Annotated in this window: 17 protein-coding genes; 15 read left to right on the forward strand and 2 right to left on the reverse strand. The window is 38.1% G+C overall.

Going from position 1 to position 20,973, the window contains the following annotated elements:
- The first annotated feature begins 138 nt into the window (after window positions 1-138).
- Window positions 139-975 carry a sulfite exporter TauE/SafE family protein gene (locus ESP02_RS10145; protein WP_002326306.1) on the forward strand — a complete coding sequence of 279 codons (837 nt, stop codon included), beginning with the start codon at window positions 139-141 and terminating at the stop codon, window positions 973-975.
- Window positions 976-1,038: 63 nt separating this feature from the next.
- Window positions 1,039-1,473, forward strand: coding sequence for a GNAT family N-acetyltransferase (locus ESP02_RS10150; protein WP_029682508.1), 435 nt, complete (start codon window positions 1,039-1,041; stop codon window positions 1,471-1,473).
- A 60-nt stretch (window positions 1,474-1,533) separates the two neighbouring features.
- Here ESP02_RS10150 and ESP02_RS10155 read toward each other — a convergent pair whose 3' ends face one another.
- Together ESP02_RS10155 and ESP02_RS10160 are read right to left on the reverse strand one after the other, a co-directional pair.
- Window positions 1,534-2,856 (reverse strand): 2-hydroxycarboxylate transporter family protein, encoded by a 1,323-nt coding sequence (locus ESP02_RS10155; RefSeq protein ID WP_002308483.1) that lies wholly within the window; start codon window positions 2,854-2,856, stop codon window positions 1,534-1,536.
- A gap of 153 nt (window positions 2,857-3,009) precedes the next feature.
- Complete coding sequence (locus tag ESP02_RS10160; protein ID WP_002295057.1) at window positions 3,010-4,650, reverse strand: malolactic enzyme; 1,641 nt, start codon at window positions 4,648-4,650, stop codon at window positions 3,010-3,012.
- Between the two features lie 329 nt (window positions 4,651-4,979).
- On the opposite strand from ESP02_RS10160, the gene ESP02_RS10165 reads away from it, so the two are divergent.
- The 13 genes from ESP02_RS10165 to ESP02_RS10225 all read left to right on the forward strand — a co-directional run bounded on the left by ESP02_RS10165 (window position 4,980) and on the right by ESP02_RS10225 (window position 20,964).
- Window positions 4,980-5,450: a DUF4809 family protein gene (locus ESP02_RS10165; RefSeq protein ID WP_002373182.1), complete on the forward strand. Its 471-nt coding sequence runs from the start codon at window positions 4,980-4,982 to the stop codon at window positions 5,448-5,450.
- A gap of 223 nt (window positions 5,451-5,673) precedes the next feature.
- Entirely contained in the window at window positions 5,674-6,777 is a 1,104-nt protein-coding gene (locus tag ESP02_RS10170; protein WP_002373180.1) for an alpha-hydroxy-acid oxidizing protein, read from the forward strand.
- Window positions 6,778-7,060: 283 nt separating this feature from the next.
- Window positions 7,061-7,741 (forward strand): WxL domain-containing protein, encoded by a 681-nt coding sequence (locus tag ESP02_RS10175; RefSeq protein WP_038398481.1) that lies wholly within the window; start codon window positions 7,061-7,063, stop codon window positions 7,739-7,741.
- A gap of 90 nt (window positions 7,742-7,831) precedes the next feature.
- Window positions 7,832-8,869, forward strand: coding sequence for a DUF916 and DUF3324 domain-containing protein (locus tag ESP02_RS10180; protein WP_025478386.1), 1,038 nt, complete (start codon window positions 7,832-7,834; stop codon window positions 8,867-8,869).
- Between the two features lie 10 nt (window positions 8,870-8,879).
- A complete protein-coding gene (locus ESP02_RS10185; RefSeq protein WP_025478385.1) occupies window positions 8,880-9,215 on the forward strand; it encodes a hypothetical protein in 336 nt (111 codons plus the stop codon).
- Window positions 9,199-11,679, forward strand: a complete 2,481-nt coding sequence (locus ESP02_RS10190; protein WP_002373172.1) for a WxL domain-containing protein — start codon at window positions 9,199-9,201, stop codon at window positions 11,677-11,679. The genes ESP02_RS10185 and ESP02_RS10190 overlap by 17 nt, the downstream gene beginning before the upstream one ends.
- An 88-nt stretch (window positions 11,680-11,767) precedes the next feature.
- Window positions 11,768-13,294, forward strand: coding sequence for a helix-turn-helix domain-containing protein (locus tag ESP02_RS10195; protein ID WP_080283894.1), 1,527 nt, complete (start codon window positions 11,768-11,770; stop codon window positions 13,292-13,294).
- Entirely contained in the window at window positions 13,291-14,655 is a 1,365-nt protein-coding gene (locus tag ESP02_RS10200; protein ID WP_002373168.1) for an NAD(P)/FAD-dependent oxidoreductase, read from the forward strand. Before ESP02_RS10195 ends, ESP02_RS10200 begins: the two co-directional genes overlap by 4 nt.
- Window positions 14,656-14,851: 196 nt before the next feature.
- On the forward strand, window positions 14,852-15,922 hold the full coding sequence (locus ESP02_RS10205) for an ABC transporter permease (protein WP_146926044.1): 1,071 nt from the start codon (window positions 14,852-14,854) through the stop codon (window positions 15,920-15,922).
- 14 nt (window positions 15,923-15,936) lie between these two features.
- Window positions 15,937-16,605 (forward strand): ABC transporter ATP-binding protein, encoded by a 669-nt coding sequence (locus tag ESP02_RS10210; RefSeq protein WP_002290906.1) that lies wholly within the window; start codon window positions 15,937-15,939, stop codon window positions 16,603-16,605.
- Window positions 16,606-16,624: 19 nt separating this feature from the next.
- A complete protein-coding gene (locus ESP02_RS10215) occupies window positions 16,625-17,203 on the forward strand; it encodes a TetR/AcrR family transcriptional regulator (RefSeq protein ID WP_002373166.1) in 579 nt (192 codons plus the stop codon).
- A 432-nt stretch (window positions 17,204-17,635) separates the two neighbouring features.
- Window positions 17,636-19,927: a glycosyl hydrolase family 18 protein gene (locus tag ESP02_RS10220; protein ID WP_038398486.1), complete on the forward strand. Its 2,292-nt coding sequence runs from the start codon at window positions 17,636-17,638 to the stop codon at window positions 19,925-19,927.
- A 122-nt stretch (window positions 19,928-20,049) separates the two neighbouring features.
- Complete coding sequence (locus tag ESP02_RS10225; protein WP_002373163.1) at window positions 20,050-20,964, forward strand: N-acetylmuramoyl-L-alanine amidase; 915 nt, start codon at window positions 20,050-20,052, stop codon at window positions 20,962-20,964.
- Window positions 20,965-20,973: the final 9 nt, after the last annotated feature.

Raw genomic sequence — 20,973 nt, forward strand, 5'->3', positions numbered from 1 at the left:
ACAACCTCTTTTCGTTTAGCACTACATTTCCTTAAAAAGTAGAAAAGCTTTCGAAGCCTCGTTTGTTTCTTTTACTGTATAATAAAAGAAAAGAGTAAAAATCGCCAAAAGAGATAAACAAGAGAAAGGAAATACAAGATGATTGGTCTGATTTATTTTGTGGTGATCGTTCTGGCGAACACAGTCGGCGCTATTTCCGGGATGGGTGGAGGCGTGTTGATCAAACCGATTCTTGATCTTATCGGTGCCCATTCTGTTGCAGGGATTTCTTTTTACTCAACAGTTGCAGTATTCACGATGTCCATTGTTTCGACTGTGCGACAAGTATCAAGCGGGAAATCACTGAATTGGCAGATTGTCGGTTGGGTATCTAGTGGAGCTGTTGTTGGAGGAGTAGTCGGCAACATTGTATTCGAAGTTTTTTTACAGTTATTTGAAAATGAGAAGCATGTGCAGCTGATTCAAATTTTTTTGACGGTATTGACCTTGGTTTTTGCGTTCTTCTACACCAAGCATCATCAGCCAAAATTTCATTTGACGTCATGGACTTGGTACCTTATATGTGGGGTAGTTCTGGGCTTTTTAGCTAGCTTTTTAGGTATTGGTGGTGGACCAGTCAATGTTTCTTTGTTGATGCTGATGTTTGCATTGCCAATAAAAGAAGCAACACTATATTCTCTATCTACGATTTTCTTTTCTCAACTGGCAAAATTGGTAACGATTGCTTTAACAAGTAGCTTTATGCGCTTTGATTTATCTATGTTGTTTTATGTTATCCCCGCTGCTATTATTGGAGGTTTGTGGGGAGCAAGATTTAGCAGGATTTTGTCTCCAAAAAAAGTGACCTTTATTTTTCAAGCGATCGTCATCGTGGTTCTTTTGATCAATCTTTACAATGCTTTCGTCATCTTGCAAACATTAGAAGGATCTGGATTCAAGCAAGTCAAAATCACTGAAAAGTCTTTTTTTAAATGAAAAAAGGAGTATACTGTGATAAAAAAATTCATTCAAAAAAATAGAAATTGGCTGGTGATTTGGATGTTGCGGGAAATGCGTTTAGGAGATGCAGAAGCACTACGAGAAATCAATGCGGAACAATTAGGGTATGATGTACCATTAACTGTTACGGTGAGACAAATGAAGAAACTGTTGAAGGAGCCAGAAAAAAATTTTTTCTTGGTTTATGAAGATCCTATTTCTAAAAAAGCAGCTGGCTATGTACAAGCGGAGTCCTATGAATCGATTTTCAGCGATCCGATGTTCAATATTATGGCACTTGCTGTGTCTAAACATGCTGAAAAAAGAGGAATCGGAAAGGCCTTGATGACTGGCGTAGAAGAAGAAGCGAAAAAACGAGGAATATCAGCAATAAGACTTAATTCTGCAGAATACAGAGTAGAAGCACACCGATTTTATGAACACATCGGTTTTCATTCCGATAAAATGCAAAAAAGATTTTTGAAAATCCTGTAAATTTTTATCAAAAAATACCTGGTCATCAAGCCGCTACTTGATGATCAGGTATTTTTTTGACTAAGAAAGTAATTGCATCAAGAAACCTGAGATGATCAAAACGATGGCACCACCAAGCCGATTGCCCATTTGAGCAAAAGCAATAAGTTCCATCCGATTAGCTGCAGATAAGACAGCTACATTTCCTGTACCACCCATCGAGTTGTTGCATAAGCCAGCAGTAATAGTTGATTCGATTGGATATAAACCAAACAAACGACCGACAAATCCTGAAACCACTGAAATCGCGATAACACTTGTCAAACATAAGACAACAAATTGCCATGTCAAAGCAGAAGCCAATACATTCAGATTCAATAACGCAATACCGATACCTGCAAGAACAGCTGCTGTCAAGTTTTTGACAATCAAGTTGTTGAACATGATAGCTGCATCTTCGTAATATTCTGGTAATAGGTTTGCGATTTTACAGATAACAACGATAATGATCATGAATGCGTACGCATGGACTTTAGGAACAAAATAGTTACCGATTTGTCCTAAGATGAAGAAAGTCAATGATACCATCAAACCAACACCTAATTGTGGAATGGAAGGTTTTACATTTCTAGGTTTTCCATCGCCAAGGTCGCCTTTTTCCATTAATTTACCATTACCGTTGAATTTTGGCATTGATTGTCCCGCACGAGCAACTAACGCTGCACCAATGATAGCTAGGACATTTGTCATTGCTGTAGCAGGAATCAGGCGGGAAATGATAGAAGAAGCGTCCGTACCTAAAACATTTGCATAAATCGTTGATAAAGGTACAGCTCCGGCTCCAACCCCCCCAGCCATTGCGGGCAATGAGATATATAAAACGGAATTTGCAAAACCATTTCCGATAAGCATACCTACGAGTCCTACGGCAAAAAAGGAGACGACCATTGAAATAAGTGCAACAGGAATAAAACGAACAGAAGCTTTCATCAATAGATTACGGTTCATACCAAGGATGCTACCAGTAATCAAGGCAGCAATATAAAAGTCTAAAAAGCCCATATTGCTGACAAAGTTTTCTGTGGATTTCACTACATACTCAGGTAAGATCCCAAATGTAGCAATCGCAGCAGAGGCAAAAATCGCAAAGACGGAGCCACCACCTAAATAACTTTTGACGATAGGGATTTTTGTCCCGATAAAATGAAATAAATTACCGAAAATGACCAAAACAGCGATTGGGCCAATCATATTCGTCGGTAATTTTCCTAAAGCCATTGCAATGATCAGGACAAGAACCATGATCAAATAAAGGGGCAAACTTACGCCGGTAATTTTTGTTGACCAAAATCCTTCTTTTTTCTTTTCCTCAACTGCAGTTGCAGTTGTTGTTTTTTGTGCCATTTTTACAGATCCTTTCTTATTCTGTATCGTATGAAAAAAGCCAAAGAGAAGCGGCAAAAGAGCAGTAGTTGGCTGGCTGCTGTTTTGCCGCAGTCGCTTTTTTCTTTTTAGACGTCATACAAAGTTTCTGTATGTTCTTTTACTATAACAATCTTAATCTTCTAAAGATTTATATTCAGGAACCCATTTAGCAGATTCAACTGCTTCTTTGATATCCGTAATTTCTTCACGATTCAATTTTTGTGCAACAACTGATTTTGCGACAGTTTCAGCAATCGTTTGAGAGAATTCAGTGATTTTTGCTACTGGAGGCAAGATAGCTGCTCCTGGTTTTGTTACATCAACGATTCCGCCTAATGCTCGACTAGCTTGAGAAATGATTTCAGCATTTACTCGTGTAGCTGTTGAAGCAATCAAACCAAGCCCTAATCCTGGGTACATCAACGCATTATTTGCTTGACCGATTTGGTAAGTTACACCGTTATATTCCACATCAGCAGCAGGGATACCTGTTCCAACTAAAGCTTTTCCGTCCGTCCATTCAATCAAATCTTTTGCTTTTGCTTCTGCCAATTTTGTTGGATTAGACAAAGGCATGATGATTGGACGTGGGGTATGAGCCGCCATTTCTTTCACGATTTCTTCAGTGAATGCTCCAGGTTGGGTAGAAGTACCAATCATGATCGTTGGATGGATTGCTTTTACAACTGCTTCTAAGTTTGTCAATTCATCAGCATTAGTGAATTCTGAGCGTTTACGAGCGAATGGGATTTGACCAGGAGTCAATCCTTTTGTATCTTCAAACAATAAACCTTGTTTATCTACTTGATAGAAATGTTGGCGTGCTTCTTCTTCAGGTACACCTTGACGGATCATTTCATCTAAAAGGATGTTTGCGATACCTACACCAGCAGTACCAGCACCAAATGTCAAGATTGTTTGATCTTTCAATTGCTCACCTGATATATTCAATCCACCTAATACACCAGCTAGTACAACGATTCCTGTGCCTTGGATATCATCATTGAAAGTAGTGATTTTATCTTCGTATTTTTCTAAGATCGTTGCAGCATTTCCTCGTCCAAAATCTTCCCAATGTAATAACAATTCTGGGAATAATTCAGTAGCTGATTGAACGAATTGATCGATGAATTCGTAGTAAGTTTCGCCTTCTACACGAGCATGACGATTCCCTAAGTATAATGGATTATTCAATAATTCTTCGTTATTAGTACCAGCGTCGATCGATACAGGTAAGACCTGTGCAGGATTGATACCAGCCGCAGCAGTATAGACCATCAATTTACCGATAGCGATGTCAACACCGTTCACACCCCAGTCACCCATACCTAAGATTCCTTCTGCATCTGTCACAACGATCAAACGAATGTCGCGTCCATCTGCTGCGTTTTTCAAACTTGCTTTGATGTTTTCTGGTTCGTCGATTGAAAGAAATGCAGCATCTTGTGGTTTCAAGAAAATTTCGTTGTATTGTTCGATTGAATCCGCAACGACAGGATCATAAACGACAGGCATGAATTCAACTAAATGTTCGCCCATCAATTTATAAAACAATGTCCGGTTTGTATTGAATAGATTCATTAAGAAGATACGTTTTTCCAAATCGGTCTGTTTGCTTAAGTATTGACCGTAAGCTTGGACAGATTGTTGTTCCAATGTTTGGACAGTACTTGGAAGCATACCAGTGATTCCGTATTTTGCCCGTTCTTCTTTTGTAAAAGCTGTTCCTTTATTTAGAAAAGGATTATTTAATAAGTTTAGCCCTGTAAGCATGAATGATTCCTCCTAAGTTTTAATACAAACGAAGTATAGGAGTCAGATGAGGATATAGTCAAAAAGAGCAGGTATAATAAATTTTATTTATATGAGTAATAGAGTCAAAAGAAATCAAAATAACGGTATTTGTTCTTTTTATATCAACAATCCTTGCTTGATTACTATGCGTATCTCTTATATGCTAAAGAAAAGTAGAAGAATAAAAGATATGTTAGATAGATAAATAGAATCTCTGAAGAATAAATCACGTGATCGTGACGATAAAATTCACTTACGTCAGGTGATAAAAAAATACATAAGTAGAAAACTAAGAGGAGGAACAGAAAATGAAAGAAGTTCAATTGATCAGAAAAAGCGAACTATCAGAAGGCGGTTGCAATGCATGCGGCGTAGTAGAAGCAACAAGCTATACATTAAAGCTTGGTGCCAACAAAGCGATAATCTCTGAGTTGACAGTAGGCGGTCTTGTGGACAGTCTGGCGCTTGCTGAAGGTTTTATTGGAGAAGATATTTATGAGATGTTTTCAGAAGTCCGTCAGTTAAAAAAAGAGGAAAAATGCATAGAGGTACATCATGAGAGCCCGAATGTGAGATTTAAACGTGGTGATAATGAGATGATCTTCAATAATCATGTGTCCGATCACACCGAGCTATATGAAATCGTGAATCAAATACTAACTGAGCTTTTTGGATTGGGACCGTATGCGTTCAAGGAAGAAAACGGTAATCCAAAATTAAACGAAGAATGGCAAGAAACGATTGAAACACAAAGAAACAATCCTCACTTATTTCAATAGGCATACACAGTATTTCGTAAAAGGGACTTTGACACGACTTTTGTCAAAGTCCCATCGCTTTTTTTATCTATTTGTGTTTTAAACATTTTTCTCAGAGTAGTGACATCTGGAATGACTGAAATGTAAACAGATTATTTGCCTGTATCAATACTGAAGAGTAATATAAAAAGTGTAAACGCTATCATATTATTCATTCAATTTTTTATAGAGGGAAGGCATTGAAATGGAAAAAACGTATCAAGCAGGTACAAATGAAGGAATAGTGGATTTTATCAATATGGAAGATTTAGAAATAGCCGCTTCACAAGTGATTCCAGCTGGTGGTTATGGTTACATCAGCAGTGGTGCTGGCGACTTATTTACTTATCAAGAAAATGAACGGGCATTCAATCATCAACTGATTATTCCTCATGTATTAAGAGATGTAGAATTACCCGATACAACTACACATTTTGACGAAGAAACGCTGACTGCACCAATCATCATGGCACCAGTTGCTGCTCATGGCTTAGCTCATGTGAAGGCGGAGAAAGCTTCTGCAAAAGGTGTAGCAGATTTTGGGACGATCTATACAGCAAGTTCTTATGCTTCTTGTACTTTAGAAGAGATAAGAGAAGCAGGAGGGGAGAAAGCACCGCAATGGTTTCAATTTTATATGAGCAAAGATAATGGAATCAATTTGGATATTCTTGAAGTGGCCAAGCGTAATGGAGCAAAAGCAATCGTATTGACAGCGGATGCAACAGTTGGAGGAAACCGTGAAACAGACCGCAGAAATGGGTTTACCTTCCCACTGCCAATGCCAATCGTTCAGGCTTATCAATCAGGAGTAGGCCAAACGATGGATGCTGTGTACAAATCTTCCAAACAGAAGCTTAGTCCAAAAGATGTAGAATTTATTGCTGCTCATTCTGATTTGCCAGTTTATGTGAAAGGTGTCCAGTCAGAAGAAGATGTCTATCGTTCATTAGAATCGGGTGCTGGCGGAATCTGGGTATCTAATCATGGCGGCCGTCAACTAGATGGTGGTCCTGCAGCGTTTGATTCGTTGCAATATGTGGCAGATGCAGTAGATAAACGTGTACCAATCGTGTTTGACAGCGGTGTACGACGCGGACAGCATGTTTTCAAAGCAATCGCATCAGGTGCAGATCTAGTTGCTATTGGCAGACCCGTTATTTATGGATTGTCTTTAGGAGGAAGCACAGGAGTCCGTCAAGTGTTTGATTTCTTTAAAACAGAATTGGAAATGGTCATGCAATTAGCTGGAACACAAACAGTAGAAGATATCAAAAAAATAAAATTGCGTGAGAATCGTTTTATTTAAGATACAAATGACGAAAACAATAGGAGTGCGGCAGTTGAAGCCGTACTCCTATTTGTATGGGTCAGAGATGCCATTAATAGAATAAGTTGAAACGAAAAAAAGAAAATTGAAATGTTTTTTCATACTTAATAAAAAAGAAAAATATTCATGTAAACGATTTTATTGCTTTTTTCTCTTTTATACAAAAAGGGTCAGAATTTCAAGTAAGCGGATGAATTCATGAGGATTTTTTGCATGCTGTCTCTACTATACTTAGGTCACTAAGAAAAAGGAGTGATTTATTATGAAAAAGAACATGATTGGGACATTATTACTTTCAACACTTCTTCTAGGCGGCTTGGCAACCCCAGCTTTTGCTGAAGGTCAAGCAACTTCAAAAGGAGATATTACCTTTACTGAACCAACAAATACCGTGGAGCCTCTTAACCCTACTGACCCTTCAAAACCAGTAGATCCGGCAGATCCGGAAAATCCAGCAACTGGCCAGACAGGTCCTTTAACACTGGATGTAGTTCCCGAATTGCCGTTTGGTACACACGAGATTGAAAGCGGAACAAAAACATATCAAGTAGATGCTTCAAAAAATGATACACCTTATCTCCAAGTATCAGATCGTCGAGGTGTAGGTGCAGACGGGCAAGCACAAGGGTGGAACGTGACAGTTTCGGTTTCAGATTTTGTAAACGGTTCACAAATTTTGCAAGGGGCTGAATTGGATTTTGGGACATCCACTGTGAAAAGTACGTCAGATAACGAAGCCACTGCACCAACTAGTCAAGCTGTGACTGGATTGAGTAAAGCAAGTGCAGCGACACCAATATTTACAGCAGCAAAAGACCAAGGTCTGGGAACATGGCTTTCTGTTTATGATCCAGCAAATATCACGCTGAAAGTGCCTAAAGCAGCAGCTGGAACATTCACGGCTGATTTGACTTGGAATCTCGTGGCTGGCCCAGTAGCATAGAATATGAAATAAATTCAACAAACTGCGGTGAAAATACTATGGATGAAGAATCTTTTTACCGTAGTTGTTGTTGAAAGGATGTGGTGGACAATGAATCAAAGTAAACGACTGTTTGTTTCGTTTTTTTCTATTTTAAGTCTATTTTTCATTTTTCCGTCAATCAGTCAAGCAGAGGATTCAGCAGGAGACTTTGGGATCAAACCGGTATTTCCAGAGAATCAAATAGATAAAGCAATCGGTTATTTTGATTTATTAGTGGCACCGGAACAAAATCAGACACTGGAAGTAATTATCAGCAATTCTTCAGATCAAGAACGTACATTTGAGCTTTCTGTTAATCCGGCGGTAACGAGTGATGGTGGAACGATCGATTATAGTCAAAAAAAACCAACGCTAGATGGGACTTTGCCGTTTGATGTCCGTGACGTTTTGATTGTTGCGAAAAAGGAAGTCAATGTACCAGCGCATGCTGAAACAACTGTACCTGTAGAAGTAAAAATCCCAGCTAAAAGCTTTAAGGGACGTGTATTAGCGGGTATTCATGTTTCACCTAAAGAAGAAGCTGAAGCAGAAAATGCTACAGAAGGAGCACAAATCAAAAATCGTATTGCTTATAATCTCGCAGTCGTTTTACAAGAAAGTCAAGAGACGATAGAACCGGATCTGAAACTTTTATCAGGAGATTTGAACGAGGTCAATGCAAAGCCCACTGTTCAGCTTCGTTTCCAAAATCCTCAGCCTACGATTATCAGCAATTTGATATTTACGAGCAAGATCTATTATGAAAATCAGCTTTATATTGAAAATACGTCTAATGCATTTTTAGTTGCACCAAATTCGAATTTTCACTTGAATCTTGATTTAGCTGGTGATAAAGCAAAAGCTGGTGATTACCGCGCAGAAATCATAGCAAAATCAGGTGACAGTAATGAATGGCGATTTACACAAAACTTTACGATCAAAAAAGAAAAAGCACAGAAAGTAAATGAAAATTCCGTTTTTGAAGTACAAGAACAATCTTTCCCATGGCTTTATGTAGGATTGGTTGCTGCAGTTCTAGTGTTACTGTTGATTTTGCTGTTTTTGTGGATCCACAAGAAAAAGAAAAAAGGAGAAACAATACGATGAGGTGATTTCGTTGAAAACATCAATCTTATTAGGAGGGATTATTGCAAGTTTGCTGTTCTTCAGCTGGCAAGAGCCAGTCCAAGCAGATACCAAAAGTTCAGGCACGATTACATTTTATGATCTAAGTCCAGTTCCGCATCCAAGTGGTTCAGTCAATGGCGCATCAAAACAGCAGACACAGCCATCGATTTATAAAGAAGCTAATCAACATGGCGTATTCCCGGAGACGAATGAACAAAGGATCCGTGTTCTTTATTTGATTATTGGTATAGAATTATGGCTTCTTGCGTGGTTGTTGTTATGGAGAAGAAAGGAAAAGGAGGATGAACATGTTGCTACAAAATAAATTTACATTTTTTCGCTCCTTCTTTTTTACTTCGCTTTTTGTTTTAAGTATATTTATCTTTTCACCTTCGGCAGAAGCTGTTGGAGCAACGCCTCCTACCATTTCTTATGATCCGTACACATACGAAAACATCGTACCTCCAAATGGTGGACGTAGTGCAGTGAATGGCGGGAAGCTTGTCCAACTAACTGGGGCTAACCAGTTGCCTAAATTGACTGCTACTTATTTGAACGATGGTTCAAATGATCCTTGGAAAGGTGGCACGGTCCATTTTCATTGGGAAAGCCATGTGAAACTAACAAATGTACTTGATTTGGTGAATATCACTGCACAAGGTTTTGCCTTCGTTGCAATCATCAATTTACCGGAACATGTATCAAGCAGTGATGTATTAAAAGCAATTGACTGGAACAACGCCTACTTGTATATTGCCGGTGCCCCCATCAAGGTTACTAGCGGAAGTTTATTATCAGCAGGAAGCCATACCTTACGTTTCGGGATGGGTTCGTGGGATACAAATACTCTGTTGGCAGATATCATCGCTATTATTACGCGAGGCGAGTTCAATGTTGACGATGTCCCGCTTCAATTTGATATTACAGCTAATGTCGCGAAGATGACAGAAAACGGAGATAAATATGATACGAGTCCAAACAAAATTTTGACCAAGGGTAAATTACAACCTTCTATGTCTAAAAAGGCCATTTTTTCTGTTGATTTTTATGACTCGAATAATATTATCCAAGATCGTATGTTCAATTCGATTATAGCTCCAGCTGCAGGTCGATTTTATCCTAAATTAACTGGTGGAAAATTGAATCCAGGAGCATATGCATTTTCTGCAAGTGCAGAGATAAATACGTGGAATAGTTACATTTCACCAAGTGATTCAACAGGAAAATATAATACATTTGCTGATACTACAGAATACGTGGATGGGAATAACCAGAACCTTCCAGGCTCAACCAATAATCGAACACTAACGATGGGGTTGACTGAAGGACGTTTTGATCAACTACCATCTACTCGCTTTGATCGTGTAGTCAATTATTTTACAGGAAAAAATGTCACACAAGGTGCAACACTGACTCATACTCCAGCAAGCACAAGTGGATTGAATCAGTCAACCAATATCTTATATAGCGGGAAAGATGCGCAAGGTGGATTGCTTTCTCCCGTTGCTTTAAAGGTATTGGAGCAGTATAAGCTAGACGGTACGGTTTTACCAACAAATTTAACAGCTGATAGTCAGTGGGGAAAGCTCCTTTCCCCTGCGCCGTACCAAGTCACGGCCAATTGGTCAGCAACTGAATTAAAAACGGGGTCGATCCATTACAGGCTTTATTCGAAAGGAACCCAAAAATTAGCGGCAGGATGGACAGATCAACTTTTCCAAACGATCTCATCAAATAATGGCGGCACAACTACAGCTACTTCTACACTACCTGCTTTGGCTTCAGGGCAATATTATTTTGATTATCGCTTGGTGGACGATGTGCTTACTAACCTGTATCCGTCTTTTGCGTACAAATGGCAGTCTGAACAAGCGGGAATCACCACTCTTCCCCAAATAACAGTGGCTAATTTTCCATCAGTGAGTGCAGACAGCCAGCTAAAAAATCTTAGCAGACAACCGGATGAAGGAACTCCCTTATCTGCACTATCAGGGGATACGATACAAGAAGATGTGACATTCACGTTGACAAAATCTGGGGATGCGATAACCGACAAAAAAATCACGGTCTCACTTCCAGAAAATACTACTTATATCAATGGCACCTTAAAATTAAATGATACAACTGTCGCAGATACTGGCGTTCAACAAGGAGTTTCTGTCCCGGCAGATTTATTGAGCAAAGTCGGCGATACCATTCATCTTACTTACAACTATCAATTAAATACTGTAGATACTTCTGTGCAATCTGTCAGCATACCGACAAAGGCAGCTGTACTTTCTAGCAATATTACATTAGCAGATGGTGCTAAGCTTCCTAACCCGATTGTCCAAACATCCTCTAAAACAATTCTTGTCCCCAAACAAGAATTGACATTAGTTGATGTACCAGATGATTTTACATTTGGCAATGATCTCCCCAAACCGTTGAAGACCAGTTATTATGAAGCAAAAGGCGATTTTTCTTTTGATGTACGGGATACTCGGCTTCCAAGCACGTCTCCTTGGCAACTGACAGGTACATTGACTTCTTCATTTAAGAATGATCAAGGTCAAGAATTAAGCGGAACAAAATTGTATTTTAATCGTGCTGGATCAAAGCAATTGATCCAGCAAGGACAAAACACGTTGATTTATCAAAGTGATGGTACAGCTAAAGGAGAGGTTCTCGTTGACTTTCCCGATACCGATGGTTTACTCTTAGAGGTAAATAGCAGTACGAACGCTCAACCTGGCGTAAGGTATCAAGGCACGATCACATGGGAACTATCAGCTGGTCCGTCAAGCTAAGTGATCAGAATTTGTATGGATCTGTGACAACTGTCGCAGATCCTCTTTTTCAAGGGTGAGAAGGAAACTTCTGCTGTTAATATCAGAAATGCTTGGAGGAGTGGACTTGGAACTTTTCAGTTTGCTTGAAAAAAATGAACAACGGCAAATCAAACTTTTTCAACTTTTATTAGAGGAAAAAGGAGAGATCTCTGTTAATAACGTACTTGCCCGCTTATCAATCGATCGGTCTACCTTGAAAGAAGATTTATTTTATTTACAAACTAGCTTGGAAAACATCGAACAACTGGAAATCGTTATTCAAGAAGGAAATATTTTATTGATCAGACATGGCAATATAGCAGCTATCGATGTTTATTATCATTGCTACTTGCGCTATTCTACAAAATATCAAATCCTTCTTTATCTGTTAGAATATGGCTCATTTGATCGGCAGAAACTTGTTATGGAACTTAATATCAGTTCGGCTACTTTGTCGCGTAGAGTGAAGGAATTAAATGATTCTTTAAAAGAGTTTCATTTGAAAATAAAAAGCGGGCGTTTGACTGGCCCAGAAAATCAAATCCGCTATTTCTATTTTCAATTATTTTGGTTTGGTCACCCCTACCTTGAAAATAAAAAAGAATACAGCGATTTATCAGGAAACACTTTTTTAGATCTGCTACAAAAAGAGTTCAGTTTCGCCATTACAGAAGAAGGACGACTGAAATTTGAAATATGGCTTTCCATTATGAAGAAACGGATGCGCTGTACGAAAAAAGCCAAACCAGATTATAGTAATCTTCCTGTTGGATTGTTTCAAACGACACAATTTTTATTGGAGCTTCATACATTTTTGACCCGTTATTTCTTTCAATATGCCTTTCCTTGGGACCAAAACGAAACGTTGGTTTTTTATCTTTTCATGATCAGTAACTTTACATTAGATACACATAATTCACATGTTCAGGAATTTTTGATAAGCGAAAAATACAAAGATGACGTAGTGGCTCAATTGAATCGAACGTTTAAACAATCGATAGAAGAATATTTTTCTTTCTATGTTTTTCCAGAAGAGATTTCGCAAAAGATTGCGTTGACAGTGATGCAAAATCACGCTCATTTTGCCTATTTTAGAGGATGGATGAATATTTTTGGTCAAGAAGGATTGAAACAACGGTTAACTGAAGTAGAAGATAAACAATTCCTTGTTTTATGCGAAAGGCTGGTCAGACAAACATTTGCTATTGTAGATTTTACTGAAGCAGACGAGGAAAATGCTCGTTTTGAATTATTTGCTCGCTATGCATCTATTTTACGAACGCTAATCAAGCAATTGGAATTGCGTTTGCAAATTGCTTATGATCTTCCTTACGAAAGGCTAATGGCGGATATCGTGAAAGAAATCATTCAAGAACAGTTGTTGAATACGATCAAATATGATTTAGTCGAATACGAGAAAGACAAGCAATATGATGTCATTTTGACTAGCCAATTGAAAGAATACCCGTCACAGAAGTCCGCTAAAGTTTTTGTATTTACGAGTAATGAATTTAACTATGATTTTCCCTATTTGAACCAATTTTTAAAAGAATGCTATTTAGAAAAATTGAATTTAAGGATGAATAAAACATGAAAATCGTGATCATTGGTGCTTCCCATGTAGGCATCACCGCTGCCCTAAATCTACGAAAACTTCAACCGGAAGCAGAAGTTCTGTTGATCGATGAAGATCACAAAGATGGGTTAGGCTATGTTTCAAATGGGATCAATCTTTATTTAAAAGGAAAGATACATAGTTTAGCTGAAGCTGTCAACAACGAGCGGACTCTTCAAGCAAGTGGTGCAAAACTGATCACGGAATGGAGAGTAACTGAACTTGATCCAGACAAACATCAGCTCATCCTCACTTCTGAGGAAGGAAAAAAAGAAACCCTAACCTATGATAAACTAATCGTGGCAACAGGTTCATCTCCTGCCACTTTATATAAACAAATTGAAGCTGAAAATGTCTATACCTATAAAAATCTAGTGCAATCTAAACAAGTACTTGCCGCTTTGAAAGAAGCAAAAGAAGTAGTGATTTTTGGTGCTGGTTATATTGGGTTAGAATTAGCAGATGCTTTGAGAAATAAGGGACATATGATTCATTTAGTTGATTACATGCCGAATGTTTTATCAAGATACTTCGATAAAGATATGATTGGCAGTTTTCAAAATCAGCTAAAAACCAAGCAAATCAACTTTCATCCAAATGAATTTTTGATTGATTGGAAAAAATCAGGAGAAGAAGTAGTATCCGTACAACTTTTGTCTCAAACACTGAAGACAGATATCGTCATTTTTTCTGCTCAAACTCGTCCAAATACGTCATTGTTAAAAGACAAAGTGGCATTGTATGAGGACGACACTGTGATGGTCAATGAATACCTGCAGACAAGTGATTCGGATATCTATGCGATTGGTGATATCGTTCCAGTCAGTTTTGACAAGAATGAACGGCATCTCTTTTTGCCCTTAGTTACTCGAGCTGTACATATGGCGAGAGCGGTAGCGTTGACTTTGTGCGAGCAGCCGACTGCGTATGATCTCAAACAAAAGATAACAGCAACGGTCATTACCGACCACTTTTTAGGAACTGTTGGGTTGACAGAAGACGAAGCACCATTTTTGGAACAAAGTGCCTGTTCTTGTTCAGGAGAGTTTGACCTATTTCCACAATACTATGAAGAAAATAAAACAGTAAATGCAAAGCTGATCTATCATCCAGATACATTAGAAATCATTGGCGGACAGCTGATAAGCAAAGAATTTTTATTATCAGATTTGAACTTACTTGCTGATATCGTGAAACAAAAAACCACGATTCCACAGTTAGCAGTTGAAAACTTTGGATTTTTGGCTGAATATACCCCATGTTTCCACTATCTCAATGAGTTAGCTTTTAAAGTACTAGCTAAGAGAGCAAATCGCAATAGAGTAGAAAAAAGATCGTGAGAAACATCACGGTCTTTTATTATGTGAAATGCTATTTTTATAATAAAAAAACTGAAAAATACTAACTAAAAAGCGTTTAGACATCATAAGGAGATATAATAAAAAGCGAAAATATATTTTGAGCATAATATTCGCCAAAAATTTATCAAGTGATAAAATTATTGTATAAAATAATTATTTCAAGAGGAGGAATTAAATGTTTTTAGCATTAAATGAAATTATGCATTCAAAGTTACGTTACGCATTAGTTGCAGGGGTGATGTTTTTAATCGCCTACTTGGTATTTTTTTTGACCGGGTTAGCTTATGGGTTAGCTCAAGACAATCGAACGGCGGTTGACAAGTGGGAGGCAGATTCGATCGTTCTTTCAAAAGATGCAAATTCAAATCTAGGGATGTCCATGATTACTAAGAAGACCGCAGAAGAAGTCGAAGGTGGGAAAGTGGCGTATCTTGCCCAAACACCTGGAGTCGTGACTAGTAAAGACAGTACAGAAGAAGGAAAAATCAATGTTAGCTTCTTTGGTATCGATAAAGATCAGTTCATCATGCCGAATCTTGTTGAAGGAAAAGCTTTTAATAACGATGATGAGGCAATAGGCGATATTAGCCTGAAGGAAGAATACGGTCTAGCCGTAGGAGATACGGTTAAGTTATCTGGTAGTGATAAGACGTTTAAACTAACTGGTTTTACGGATCATGCCAAGTTTAATGTTTCACCGGTTCTTTATACGACCATCAATGCTTACCAACAAATCCGTTTCGAAAAAGAAGACACAAGTGAGAATGCACGGATCAATGCAATAGTTGTCAGAGGAAAAATCAACGATTTACCTGAAGACTTGGAACAGATCAAAATTTCTAAATTCATCAATGAATTACCTGGATACAATGCACAAGTATTGACTTTTGGGTTTATGATTGGCTTTTTGATTGTTATTGCGGCTATCGTGATCGGGATTTTTATTTATGTACTGACGATGCAAAAAATCAATATCTTTGGTGTAATGAAAGCCCAAGGAATCACGGGAGGATTTATTGCACGCTCTGTAGTGGCACAAACATTCATTTTATCCTTTGTTGGTATTCTTCTTGGTCTAGTGGGAACAGTGGGAACATCTCTTGTTCTACCTGATGCGGTTCCATTCCAAAGCAATTGGCTATTTTTTGGCATCATTAGCTTGTTGATGTTGGTAGTGGCTGTGTTAGGCGCACTATTTTCTGTTCGGACGATCGTGAAAATCGATCCGCTGAAGGCCATTGGATAAGAAGGAGGAAGAACATGAAAGCAATAGAATTTAAAGAAGTAGAAAAAAGTTTCCAAGATGGCGACCAAGTAGTAAAAGCATTGAAAGAAACAACAATGAGTATCGATAAAGGGGAATTTGTTGCAATCATCGGTCCTTCTGGTTCAGGAAAAAGTACCTTTTTGACTTTAGCAGGCGGATTGCAGACACCTAGCAGCGGCTCTGTATTTATCAATGATCAGGAATTCAGTAATCAAAAAGAAAGCGAACGTGTTAAACTCCGCTTCAAAGAAATTGGTTTTATTTTGCAGGCATCAAATCTGGTTCCTTTTCTGACAGTGAAAAAGCAGTTATTATTAGTAGATAAAATCAAACATGAACATCGGCAAAAAGAAGCAAAAGAATTATTTGAGCAGCTTGGCGTGGATAAGCTGATCAACAAGTATCCAGAAGAACTATCTGGTGGTGAAAGACAAAGGGTGGCAATTGCTCGTGCATTGTACAATGATCCGTCTATTATTCTAGCAGATGAACCAACTGCCAGTTTGGATTCAGAAAAGGCAAGAGAAGTAGTCGATATTTTGGCAAAAGAATCAAAAGAAAAAAATAAAGCAACAATCATGGTGACGCACGACACACGGTTGATTGACAAATGCGATAGAATATTTATGATGGAGGATGGTGTATTGAAAGAAAAAGAATAACCAAAAAGTAGGTGGGAAAATGGTCCATCGATACAATAAAGACACGCAACAAAAAATTTTAAAAGAAGCGACTGACTTGTTCATGTCCAAGGGCTATCTCGGTACTTCAACAAGAGAGATCGCACAAAAAGTTGGGATCACCCAGCCCAATCTTTATCACTATTTTGGTGATAAAGAAAAGTTATATACAGCAGTATTAGAAAAGCACTTAGAAGATGTTGGGAAAGCGTTGAGAGAAATCGTCCAAACAAGCGAAACGAGATTTCAAGTGACGTTGACAAAAATGGCTCAATTTTTGATTGAGACGCATCTTGTTGATTTATTTCTGATGCTTCACGACCTTGAAAGCAATCTTTCCAGTGAAACGAGAGATCATCTTTTCTTTCTATGGAAGAAAAATTATCGTGAACCATTTGAAGAAATTTTTTCAACAAACCAATCCGTGTTAAGAAGTGGGATTTCCAAAGAAATTGCAGCAAGGCATTTTTTCTTAGTGTTGGCACCGTACATCACTCGATCAAAAAGACCTGTAGAAGAACCGCTGAATGTGGCACAATTGATCGATTTATATTTGAATGGTGTGTTAGGACAAACGTAAAGCTGTTATATGTGGAGAAAAATAGTTAGGTAAAGAAACAAGATATGACGAAAATCGTTGTATCTTGTTTCTTTTTTATACGGCTAGTTTTTCATGCATAAAACTTTGTTATTCTCTCATAATTATCAAGGAATATTTTATTTATTATTTCATTCTAATTGAATCGTTATCAAAAGGTATTTAACCAAAAAGTAGTTTTTATTTACTTATAAATAACGAACGAAATATAAAAGAAAACGTTTGCAAACTTAATTCCGGAATGTTACTATTTATTTGTAATTATAAAGTCAATGTTTCTGGTGCGCTTGTTCTGTCGGGAATCTAGGAGGTGTTTTTATTTAATAACAAAAATAATTAATTGTTTGTAGAATGAAAGAAACTATTTATTTGGTGGATGAATCACAACGAATAGACAAAAGGAGGCTTCAAAATATGTCAAAAATGAAAAAAATCAGTTTAGCAGTAATGTTATTTTCTTCGGTGATGTCTGTCACATCTCCGTTATTAGGACAAAAAGACTCTGTCTATGCCGAAGAAACAGCTCAAGTTGTTCAAGCAAAAGAATACCGGAATGTCATGTATTATGGAGATTGGTCCATCTGGGATGGTGAAGGGAAATTTCTTCCTCAAGATATTCCAGCGGATCAGCTAACACATTTGAACTTTGCCTTCTTAGATTTTGATAGCGAGGGGAATCTGGAATTTACAGATGCAGATGCTGCAGTGGGTGCATCTTTAGAACAACCTGGTGTAGGATGGAACACACCAAGTTCTGGGATTTTGAATGCAATCCAAGATTTACGCGGCAAAAATAAAAATCTAAAAATAGGCGTATCTTTAGGTGGATGGTCAAAATCAGGAGACTTTTCAGAAGTGGCAGCTGATCCAGTAAAACGTAAAAATCTAGTAGAAAATATCACGAAATTTATTAAGTATACCAATATGGATTTTGTCGATGTCGATTGGGAATATCCAGCTGATGTCCGTCAGCCAGATCTAGTAGATAATGTAAACGATGAAGGAACACCACATGCAAAACCGGAAGATAAAGAGAATTACATCACGCTTTTAAAAGAGATTCGCGAGTCAATTGATCAACAAGGAGAAAAGTTAGGGAAAACATATGAATTATCTGTAGCGCTTCCTTCTTCAAGAGAAAAATTAAATGATGGGATTGACATTCCTAAATTATTCTCTGTGGTAGATTTTGCCAATATCATGACCTATGATTTGAATGGGGCATGGAGTCCAAACAGTGCTCATCATACGGCACTTTATGGCAATCCAGCTGATCCTAATTATGAAGAAGGTCTTTCTGTCGATCAGACAGTCAAATTTTTACAAAAAGAAGGAGCTCCTTCCGACAAAATCGTGATTGGTGCAGCTTTTTATACACGCGGCTGGCATGAGGTAGAAAGCGGGGATAACAAAGAGCTGCCTGGTTTGTTCCAATCAGCAAAAGCAAGCAACCAAGATGCCGATCAAACACCTTCTTACGGTGCCAAAAACAAAAACGATCTTGTTTCAGGAAATGGTGGTAGAGCTGGCGGCGTCTGGCCTTATCGGAATATCGCTGATTTGATTGATCAAACAGCAGACTTAAAAGAATATTGGGATGATGTAGCGAAAGCACCTTATATGTACAGTAAAACAACAGGAGAATTCTTTACTTATGACAATGTCAGATCTGTCAGCTACAAAGCAGAATATGTAAAAGAAAATGAATTAGGTGGAGTAATCTCCTGGATGCAATCACAAGATAAGGAAACTAACAGTAGTAAGAGAGACGAGCTGACTAATGCGATCAAACAAGGATTATTCGGTGACGAAAAGCTGTCAGAACAAGAAATAGTTTCCTCCCCGTTAGCGATTGATGTAGATATTTCTACTTATAATGAATATGGTGCGAATGGTTATAACATCACTATCAAGAATAACGAGCAGCTTAACGAAACTTCTAGTGTATTGAGTGCAGTGGAATTAGCCCAAGAAACAATCAAATTCCCTAAACTATATATTCCAATCCATTCAGCTGAAAGCCTAAGTGCCGGAGATTACAAAGCTGGAACAGTAACGATAGAAAATGGATATGTCGTGATTGATTTAGCTTCTGTATATGACGGTAAACATATCGAGCCAGATGCTTCTTATGAATTTAGATTAAGATCAAGTGATGAGAATCCAACAGTCGATCGAATTGGCCATATTGAGTTAGTCCAAAGAATCGGAGATGAAGGAGCGGAAATCAATCGGCAAGTCATCTATGGAAAAGAACTGGTACCAGATCCATCTGATACGCAACCACCATCTGTACCCGAAAATCTAGCTGTTTCAGATATTCAAGGAACACAAGTTACTTTGAGTTGGGAAGAATCAACAGACAATAATCAGGTGGCAGGTTATTACATCTATCGTGATGGTCAGCGTGTAGCACAAACAGCTCATACTCGATATACAGATACAGGTTTGGAGACAAATACACCGTACACTTATACAGTCAGTGCATTTGACGCTTCTGGAAATGTATCTGAGAAAAGCTTGCCGATAACGATCACAACGAAAAGCGAAGACCCTGCTCCAGGATACGAAGAATGGCACCCAGAAAAAGCTTATGTCAAGGGAGACATCGTCACTTATCAAGGGAAAGTTTACCAGGCAAAGTGGTGGAATCAAGGGGAAGAACCAGGTTCTAATGAGTGGGGCGCATGGGAACTGATTGGTTAAATTTGCTGTTTATTTGAAAACACGGGGCTGTGACAAAACGTTTGTCGCAGCTCCTTTTTTGCGTACTTAAGCTGATTTTAAGTTTTGACCCTTAGTCTGGATCTACGAGGTGAGAGTCAAGAATGAAAAAAATAATTGGAGCTTTTGTATGTGCAATCATTATCATTATTATCTGTTTTCAAATAGATGTTTTTGGTCAAAAAAAGATAGTTGGGCAAACGGTCAGCAGTACGAACAGTACGGTTACAAAGACAAAGGAATCATCTGATGACACAAAACAAGAGACATTAGTCAAAATCGGAAAAAATGACCGTACACTATATACAGATGACTCGCTAACTACCCCATTAGCAACTATAAACGGCGGAGAACTGACGGAGTTTCTTTCCGAAACAAAAAATGCTTATCAGATTAAGACAAATGATGGCTATACTGGATATTTAGCCCTCGAAGATGGAACCAAAGTCACAAAGAATATACAAACAAAACCGAAAGAGTTATCTGATGCAGTGATTGTATTAGATCCTGGGCATGGCGGAAATGATACTGGGGCATTAAGCAATGATGAACAAACAGAAGAAAAGGACATAACATTAAGTACAGCCATAAAAGTAAAAAAGGCGCTAGAGGATGCTGGAGCAACGGTTTATTTGACCCACACTACAGATGAATTAGTACAGCTTGGAGATATATGCGACTACAGTGAAGAAAAAAAGGCAGATGTCTTTATCAGTTTACACGCAGACTCTACGGAATATGCGAATGAAGCAACTGGGATCACGACATATTATTACTATGGACAAGAGGAAACATTAGCTCAAACAATCGCTGATTCCTTCACTGATCTGCCTCTGGATTCAAGAGGAATCTCCACTGGGAACTATCAAGTTCTTCGAGAAAATCTTCAACCTTCTATTTTAATCGAGATGGGTTATATGAATAATGATGGTGATTTAGAGGAATTAGTAACAGACAGTTATCAGCAGCAAATCGCTGCAAGTTTGACAGAAGCATTGACCACTTATTTTCAGCAATAAATAAGGAAA

Origin of the sequence: Enterococcus sp. NBRC 3427 (genome assembly GCF_007996925.1) — a bacterium.
Classification (GTDB): domain Bacteria; phylum Bacillota; class Bacilli; order Lactobacillales; family Enterococcaceae; genus Enterococcus_B; species Enterococcus_B lactis.